The following is a 7,588-nucleotide window of genomic DNA, read 5'->3' as shown; positions in this document are numbered from 1 at the left end:
TGCATGCCTGACGGCGAGCGGGCCGGCATATGGACATTAAACTGGTAGTGGCGCTGCTTGTCGTAAAATTCCACCACGTCAATGTTCAGCCGCTCGTCCGCGGTCAGTTTGTACCAGATCCCCACTTCCGCCAGCAGTCGCTGTATAAAACGCAGGTCATCCTCGTCGTATTGCATCACCTGTTCCCGCTTCGGGTAGGGGTACGCCAGGGTGAATAAGAAATCCTGCCCGCGAAAACCGTGCCGTTCACGCAGGATTTTTTCCACGATTTCCGGCACCGACATCTTCTGATAAATCGCGGACTGGCGGCTTCTCGACAACAGGGCCAGCCGGGGTTCCAGGGTGACTTCATAACGGCTTTCGTCATGCGAGGTGGACAACAGCTTAAATCCGCTAATCACCCCGTAGATCGTGCGCAACGGGGCGGGCGGTATCACCGGCATGCCCCGCATCCCCGGATTAATCGCCGGCGACGTCAGGGTAAACGCGGCGTCCCGCATGAGCATCCGCGCCGGTTCGATATCCTTCACCGGGCTGGTGAATTCAACGGCGTAACGAAAAGGCCGGCTTAAAAACTCCTGCCCGCTAAACGCCACGACATCCAGCGGCGCGGTATTCTTGCGCACGTTCAGTTTGTAGCGGCTGTGATCAAAGATGATCGCCGGTGTTGCGTTGTTCATGTTTTCTCCTGTGTGCTTCCTGATCGCTTCAGGTACGCTACCGCCCATAGCCGGATACCGAGGCCCATAAGGTCATGATCTGTTCTGTTTCTGCGGGTTTTCATTGCGGGCCTAAATTCAGCCAGTCCCCGGTCAAAATTGTTTTTGTTTATATCTCCCTTTTCTCTTTCCGAGAGGGGATGCTGTTCCTGACCATGGCTGTCATCGCCCATCACTAATAATTTCAGCGGTAACTCGACTTTTTTCCGTGCCCCACCGGTATGTAAATCCAATTTAATATTTATCCGCGCCTTGGGGATTTCGTTTTGAAAACTCTGTGCCACAAGCGGCTCCCCAATAATAAAAAAGCACTCCATAACCTGAGTCAGACCATAATGAATTTCAGGAAGGTAAAACCGGTTTCAGGTATTTCAGGGCAGGCAGTTAACCGGGCAGAAAATAAGAGAACACCGACAAGGCCACCACCATAAATAAAGACATTTACCGGACAGGCCATTTCCTAACCAGGGTGATTTTCTAAACTGTCTTTAAAAAAAGCAAGATATTTTTTTAAAAAAAGCCCTTTTTGTTTAGCGCGTATCAGAGAGAAAACTCGCCAAAGGGGATAAGCAACAGACAATATATTAACAAAACCTAAACAAGGTAGACTTTATTTTCATAAAGCGGTTGCATTTATTTTTATAATATGAATGAGATTATTGGCTCTGCAATAACAGAACCGTTTATTAATGAGCACAAGATGATTATTTTATTTTTTCAATTGGTTATGTCATACCGATAAACAATGCCTGTTATTTTCAGGCCAATAGCCCAGACAATAAAAACAGGGGTAAAGAATAATGATTATCAATTAGATTATGCGAATGAGAATAAATTCCGTTATACACGTTTAAATCAGGTGGAAATGATTTTATTGTTATCGGGTCTCCCCGGATAAAATACCGTGGATTAATGAAAATATGATGACGATACGCTTTAAAGATATCCGTCATTAATTTAAGGACAGTAATAGAATAGAAATGAAAAAAAATTTACTCTTGAAAGGAATACGTGAACACAATAACAATGACACTTATGTCCTCGAAAATATTCCCACCCAATGACGTCATCACCGCATTATCATAACAGCCACCGTTACCGCTGATTAAACCAACCATACCGTACGCGCTTAACGTTGCCTGATAACGATAACTTGCGTAGTTTAACCGCCTGAGTGATGGTATAGCGACCCGCGAGTTCTGTGCGAAATTCCAACGCTAAAACATCATTATCGTGCCGGGATCGTTGCAGCATCATTCCGCCTCCCCGTCACCGTCATCGGTTACTGACACATTCATGTCACTGCCTGGGGTGACCTCAAAGAGGTTTTTCGGCAACTTAAATCCCCGCAGTTGCAGCAACGCCAGTGGCCCGCGGCCCATTTCCGTGCGCAAAATCCAGGTCAGCGGTAATCCGTCCGGCGCGACAAACGTCAGTTGATAGCGGCTTTCATCCAGTTTTTCCACTTTCGCCTGCGCCAGCCAGCGGATAAGCCCCCAGTTCCCCGGATAATCGCCAAACAAACGCGCCCCCGCATTCACACTCGTCCAGGTCAGCATCACCCCCGGTTTGTAGGTGTCACCCGGCCAGCGAAAACGCTGCCAGCTTTCCCTCTGGTTGAAGTAGCGTAATTTCTGCCCGTCTATCGTCAGGTCGGTTTCCACCACATCCCGCGCCGCTCGCGCCCGCAGGTCAAACCGCAACCCCTGACTGCCATCAGCAAACAGCAGGTCCGATAACTGACTGAGCTGATTCACCGCTTTCAGGAAACGCGGGTTAACATGCAACCCCTGACTGTTCACCTCATCCGGTACCCAACGGTTGCCCTCTTTATGCAGTATCCCGCCTAACTCACGGGTCAGAAACTGCTCAACCCGCCCGGTGTCCGGCCGGATAAACTGCCCCAGCATCGGCAACGAGACGTCGCTGTCTCCGCCGGCAAACGGGTAACGCCCGGCAAAGGCGGTATTCCAGTTCGCCACTATCGCGGTCTGCCACTGCGCATTCAGGCCGGCCGCAGACGGTTGCAGTATCCCTTGCCACGCCTGGGTTAATGGCTGCACGAACATCGTCTGACCAAAACCGCGCCATTGGTCACCCAAACTGGCCGCCATCAGATTGCCGTAGCCTTGCGTCTCCGTCAGGTCCGTGCTTTTTCCCTGAAACACCGTCTGGGCCAGCCGCTTCGCCCTCTCCGGCGGGTCATCACTGGCGGTCATCTGTTGCAGTTTCAGGCGCACCTGGGTGACGCGGGTCAGAAAGGTGGGCAAATTGAGGGGGGTGTCCGCCGTCATCCCGCTTTGCGGATTATTTTTCCCCATCAGCGCCAGTAACGGACCGAAGGTGCTGTCCATCGGCCCGTTTACTTCGCCAGCCTGTTGGTCAATCACCGGCACCGATGTTTTATTCAACAACGCTTTAGCGGATTTCATCAGTGACGCCGATAACGCCGGGTCCTGTTGCCCCGCCTGTCCCTGATACGCCACGGTGTTCATCAACGCTATCAGCGGGGACTGGCGCTCATCCGCCATCAGGGTTAACTGGTCTGTCACCTCGGCCAGATTACGCGTTTTATGCCAGCGCAGGCTGTTGAGAAAATCCTGCCAGGCCCCGGCAAAATCGGTAAAGTAACGCGCGGTCAGGCGGGCTTTCAGCTCGGCCGGTGAGACGGCTGCCGGGACCGCCTGACGGTTATCGCTCAGCACCCAGTCAATCGCCTCCTTGCGTGAGGCCACTGCCTCATCAATCGCTTTCTGTATCTGCCCTTCCCACGCCTGACGGGTAAACATCCCCGGCACCCCCTGCGGGGTGGTAAACAGCCGTTCCGCTTCGGTGTCGCCGGTCATTTGTCTTAAGGTCAGGTCGGCATAATCCTTCCCGACGGATCGCAGCATCTGCTGGTAGAGCCCGGCTTCGGCATTCTGCCGCCCTATCTGTGTCAGCAGTATTTGGCGCACCTGCCTGACTAAATCCGTATCCGCGGTTATCCGCCATTCCGGGTGGGCAGACAGATTTTGCGCGTAAAAATCCCATAAATCCGGGGCCGTACTCAACCACACGCCGGGGGCAATACCGGTCCGGGCCGGCTCGTTTTCACTGAGGATACGGGTTAAAAACGCGGCATCCGCTTTCTGTGGGTAGGCCATCATCAGATACGCTTTGAGTTGGTCATGCGTGGCCTGCGCCCGGCTGAGACGCTGCGGACTGGCCGGGCGCAGATTCACCAGGACGCTCAGTTTTTGGTGCAATATCGCCGCCGCCTTATCTCGTATCAAACGGTTATTCATCCGGGTGTAATACGGCAGCACCGCCGTCAATAACGGCTGATTTTGATTTAAACCGAAACGCTGATACCAGGGGGCACCGTGTTCGACCCGGGATTGCAACCGGCCCATTTCATTACGCAGAGCCTTAAACGCCATCAACTGGGCGTCGGACGCCTCAGGACGGGCTTGCAAATCAGTCACCGCCGCGTTGATCCCCGCTATCTGGTCGCGGTTGGTAAAAAAGGACAGCAGACTGCCCGCCCCCCACAATAAGGTCAGGACCATCAGGCCGTGATAAACCTGCTGTTTTCGGATCACGCCCATCCGCCTACCGGAGGCTCTTCGGCTGTCACTGAGGACTCCCTGCCACACCGGATCGGGCAGCCAGCTCTGTGGCGCGCCGTCTTTGTGTACGCTGACCGGCAAACTGAACATCAGACCGCGCAGCAAGACCGCGTCGGCATATTCCTGTAACAACGGGGTCAACACCTGACGCCAGTGGGTTATGCCCTTTTGCTCTAAAGTCGACGCCAGCCGATACAGAAAATCATGGGCGGTCTTCGCCAGTAATTGCTGCATCCCCTGTTTGCGCACCGGGTCAATCAACTGTTGCAGTTGGGTCTCCACAATATCGGGGGTACAGCGCTCAGGCAAAAAGCAGCCCACCGCCTGAGTCAACCTATCTTCCTGAGACCAGAGACTGTGGCACACCTGCCACAGATAAATCGGTGCCTGCCAGCGTAACTGCCGGGCCTGTTTCTGCAACATCCGCAGCGCCTTATCCATCCAGACCGGCTGCGCGCTTTGTTGTTCGGTCAATGCCCAGACGATACCGTTGAGCGGACGGAAACGACGCAAACGACGCAGGGCCGTCAGTTGTGTGGCATCGGGTTCAGCGTGTAAACTGCCGCCCCACAGCAGGAGCGTACGATGGCCTTCCAGCCAGTGTTGGGTCGTCAGCCCCGGCGCGATGGCTTCCACCTGCTCCGCCTCACCCATGACCAGCAAGATACGGACTTTATACCCCCAGAACATCCCGTAACGACGGTGCAGGCGATCGCCTAATTCATTGAGTATCAAAGCGGATTGGCTGGGGGGAATTTTTGTTCCTTCGGTTTCAGGTCTGAGTTTTTGTTGCGTTTTATTCTGCCGGATATGCCACCAAACAGTATTCCCGAATAAACCGATTAATATGGCCGGGAAAATCGTGGCACAGGCATACCACGCGGGTTTAAGCAGACCATTTTCCGCCAGCAATGCTTGATTAAAATAAATCAGCAGGAAAAATATCCCGGCAACGCTAAGGATAAAAAAAGCATATCCCCAGTAGCCATAGTGATGATCACGACTTATTTTCATCGGTGTAACTCCTTCGTCATTAAATAAAGTACAGCGCTACCCTCGGGTAATTGATTAACAACTATATGATCGCTATTCGTCAGGCCAATGGCCTCAGTCAGCACGGCTGAGGTCAAAAACACGGACAACGGCCCTGGCGGACCAAACGTGTGATCAATTAAATGAATTGGATTTTCCGGGGAGAAATTGAGCGCGTGTTCATAGCTGTGAATCGCCAGTTCAGTCAGCACATTATTAGGGACACCCGTTACCCAAAGGTGTCGCATACTCTTTTTATCAATACGGTTATATTCAAATAATATAGGCAGATCTTTTATTATTTCTCCCGGTAACGAAGGTAAAGGCCGCCCCATACCGGCCAAGACATTGAGCTTTTTCTGAGTGGCAAATGCCGGCAACGAGAGTAACTGAGCAGACACAAATTCGCTGTATGCCTTTTTATCACCGCCAGGCGGCCACCGTTGGCAGGCAAGAACCATTATCAACCCCTCAAAAGCCGCCTCTTTGTATAACTTATCGATCTCATCCCTGTTTTCTGCCTGAATGGGGAGCAGATCCCACTGTTGGTATACCGACGATTGATAAGAAAGCCAGTCGTCGGAAGCGACAGAGGCAACATAAATCCGGTGTAAAAAGCCGCGATAACCCGGACATTGTTTCTCAAGCTCACGATCAAGCTCATCCAATAATTGCCGGTTATCTTTCGACGATAAAAACAGCGCCCGCCCTCGATGAGGAAAGACAGGAATATCTTTCGAGTCACCTAACAGAGATGCCATGCCTTGCTGTTCAGGCGTCAGAATCATATTGCCGACCACAGCCAGTTGTTTTCTGCTCCATTGCTGCCACTGGAAACGAGTTTCCGCACTGGCGGCTTCCCAGGCTTGCGCGGCTGCACAATATTGCTCATAGCGGTTCAGCACCACGCCGAATAACATCAGCCATACCAGGAAGGACGGTAAGCTGCTATAAATCGCGGCGTGCAAGAAATCGGTGGTGTCTTTTAGAAAAGCATAAACGAGTGTACCGACAACCAGTATTAAAAGTAAAACGACAAACCATAACCGATAGCGCAAAGGCGCTACTGATTTGAGTTCAGGTATTTCAGGAATGGGCCAGCTCATAATAATGACCTCATATTGTTATGAAAAATGGAATTTAAAACAGAGCAATAGCCATTATGCATCACAATTAAATGAATACCCTGGTTAATTGCATTAGCCAAATAAATAATACCAAACATAATAACACACCTCATTAACTATCAGAGTGATTACGCAATAAATAACAATGCATCCTGAGATAACATTTTATCTCTAAAAATCCTGCCATTAATTTTGACATCAATATTATCACCCTTGCAGCCATATAATTAAAATAAAAACCAAGGAACCACTAATTATCACCACAACAGGAGTAAAAAATAACATACGTTTGTATTGTCTCTGCTTAATGCACTTAATAATCTGATAAATTATATATGCATCAATGGGTACAATTGCCGGCCAAGTGTAATATAATAAGAAAACGGAAGCGAATAAGGCCGCATCCCAATAGTCAAGTTGAATCATATTATCCCCCTCATCAGTGAGTTATTTTTAAAATTATCGACCTCTCAAAAAGAGAGAAACCTCAACAATCAATAAAACCAATAATCTCTTTTTATATTCAATTTTCATTGCCTGAATAATTATGAAAGCTGAATATAAAAACGCATTGATTTTTATTATATTATCCGAATTTTTACCCTTATATCCCTATAAGGGAGTTAATTTAAAGCGTATTTTCATCGCTCACCGAAAGCACCCGATCTTTTACGAAAGGTCTTCGTTACTGCATCCCAAAATGCTACCAGTTCATTTTCACTATATAGCGTTGGCGATTCCCGATCATTCTTCAACTCAATATTAACAAAGGGATTTTTATAATCTCCTAATGTTTCATTGGCAATTAAATTAAACATATACTGGGGGATCTTCGTTTCAGGTTCCGATAACATCCCTTCCGAACCTGCCGCTAAAATTTCCTCCGTATGAGTACCGTTAATTTTCCGCTTCCCTTTCCTTATTGTCTTGACCCGCATAGCTAATAACATCCCTTCCATTCCACCAATACGATCCAGCATATTGTCTTTCTCTTTAAGATCATTCAGTATTTCAATACTGAAATTAAAATGGTTACTTTCATTTCCCTGATAGACAAAGGTTATATTCTCTTTCTCATTACTACTACCCCAGTAATAAA

Annotated in this window: 6 protein-coding genes and 1 pseudogene; all 7 read right to left on the bottom strand. The window is 49.4% G+C overall.

The genetic code is table 11. The features are described from left to right. On the bottom strand, positions 1 to 680 hold a 680-nt coding region (locus D3222_RS22995), incomplete at its 3' end, for a type VI secretion system Vgr family protein (RefSeq protein WP_118988184.1). 98 nt (positions 681 to 778) lie between these two features. Continuing rightward, positions 779 to 1,036: pseudogene (locus D3222_RS22990) on the bottom strand (type VI secretion system contractile sheath small subunit); the annotation flags it as partial. A gap of 8 nt (positions 1,037 to 1,044) precedes the next feature. After that, the gene (locus D3222_RS26530) at positions 1,045 to 1,176 is read right to left on the bottom strand and encodes a hypothetical protein (protein ID WP_255417063.1); all 132 of its coding nucleotides are present in this window, start codon (positions 1,174 to 1,176) and stop codon (positions 1,045 to 1,047) included. A 638-nt stretch (positions 1,177 to 1,814) separates the two neighbouring features. Then, complete coding sequence (locus D3222_RS25255; protein ID WP_157975413.1) at positions 1,815 to 1,976, bottom strand: hypothetical protein; 162 nt, start codon at positions 1,974 to 1,976, stop codon at positions 1,815 to 1,817. After that, positions 1,973 to 5,344: an ImcF-related family protein gene (locus D3222_RS22985; RefSeq protein ID WP_118988182.1), complete on the bottom strand. Its 3,372-nt coding sequence runs from the start codon at positions 5,342 to 5,344 to the stop codon at positions 1,973 to 1,975. Before D3222_RS22985 ends, D3222_RS25255 begins: the two co-directional genes overlap by 4 nt. Then, on the bottom strand, positions 5,341 to 6,468 hold the full coding sequence (locus tag D3222_RS22980; RefSeq protein WP_118988181.1) for a hypothetical protein: 1,128 nt from the start codon (positions 6,466 to 6,468) through the stop codon (positions 5,341 to 5,343). Before D3222_RS22980 ends, D3222_RS22985 begins: the two co-directional genes overlap by 4 nt. A gap of 662 nt (positions 6,469 to 7,130) precedes the next feature. Beyond that, positions 7,131 to 7,588 (bottom strand): T6SS immunity protein Tli4 family protein (locus tag D3222_RS22970; protein WP_255417062.1); only part of this gene is annotated, 458 nt, incomplete at its 5' end.

The sequence above is a fragment of the Photorhabdus sp. CRCIA-P01 genome (assembly GCF_003545805.1).
GTDB lineage: Bacteria > Pseudomonadota > Gammaproteobacteria > Enterobacterales > Enterobacteriaceae > Photorhabdus > Photorhabdus antumapuensis.
This window is presented reverse-complemented; position numbering and strand designations above follow the sequence as displayed.

Excerpts from the sequence above, each read along its gene's own strand:
- D3222_RS26530 (WP_255417063.1), bottom strand. The coding sequence starts at position 1,176 with ATGGCCTGTCCGGTAAATGTCTTTATTTATGGTGGTGGCCTTGTCGGT.
- D3222_RS25255 (WP_157975413.1), bottom strand. The coding sequence starts at position 1,976 with ATGATGCTGCAACGATCCCGGCACGATAATGATGTTTTAGCGTTGGAA.
- D3222_RS22985 (WP_118988182.1), bottom strand. The coding sequence starts at position 5,344 with ATGAAAATAAGTCGTGATCATCACTATGGCTACTGGGGATATGCTTTT.
- D3222_RS22980 (WP_118988181.1), bottom strand. The coding sequence starts at position 6,468 with ATGAGCTGGCCCATTCCTGAAATACCTGAACTCAAATCAGTAGCGCCT.